This window comes from Escherichia sp. E4702 (assembly GCF_963883545.1).
Lineage (GTDB): Bacteria > Pseudomonadota > Gammaproteobacteria > Enterobacterales > Enterobacteriaceae > Escherichia.
In genome coordinates this window covers 1-639 of record NZ_CAWORF010000046.1, presented here as the reverse complement: position 1 = coordinate 639, position 639 = coordinate 1, and the positions used below count along the sequence as shown (strand labels likewise).

The following is a 639-nucleotide window of genomic DNA, read 5'->3' as shown; positions in this document are numbered from 1 at the left end:
TATCTATCCACGCTATAAAGCTGCCCTTAAACAGGCCGCCGTCTATGAATGACGGACGCCGCTCCCCGGTATATTTGTCCTTAAGCCTGGAGTTAACGCCCAGTAGCGCGGCCTGAGTTGGCACAGGGTTTCCGTTAATCGTCATCCCGGCCATTTCTTCAGTTTCAAGAAAAATATGGAAAATCTTCTCAGTCCCTTCCAGAAAATGCTCGCCTGGTAGCGGAGCCTTATGCTTAAGGTGATTGACCAACTGGTACGCCAGTTCAGTACCTGCCTCCTGGATAATCTCGTCCTTATGCATTTCCCAGAAGTGCGTAAAAATTTCGTATCGCTCCTCGAGGTCACAGGCCACGTCAAACGTGGTTTTTCCCGGTTCGTCGCCGTAGTCATACGGCTGGTCGACAACACCAAAACAGAGTTTCATGGCGTGTAACCCCATACTGTGCCCATCTGCATCAGCACCGCAACAACCTGTCGTCCATACGGATCCTGCAACATCTGCAAATCCAGCAAAGACAGATTACTCAGCGCGTCGCTGATGGTGATCGAACCCGATGTCCCCTGGTCTGCTGCCGCGCTGACAAGCCCGGTAGCCAGTTTCCCAAGGTTGAGTTTTTTTCTCAGGTCAGCAAACCACGA

Annotated in this window: 1 protein-coding gene and 1 pseudogene; both read right to left on the bottom strand. The window is 51.6% G+C overall.

The window, feature by feature from the left end; translation table 11 throughout:
- Positions 1-424, bottom strand: a 424-nt coding sequence (locus AACU94_RS24440) for a hypothetical protein (RefSeq protein WP_135488429.1), incomplete at its 3' end; no start/stop codon positions are given.
- Positions 421-639: pseudogene (locus AACU94_RS24435) on the bottom strand (hypothetical protein); the annotation flags it as partial. The pseudogene AACU94_RS24435 and the gene AACU94_RS24440, both read right to left, overlap by 4 nt.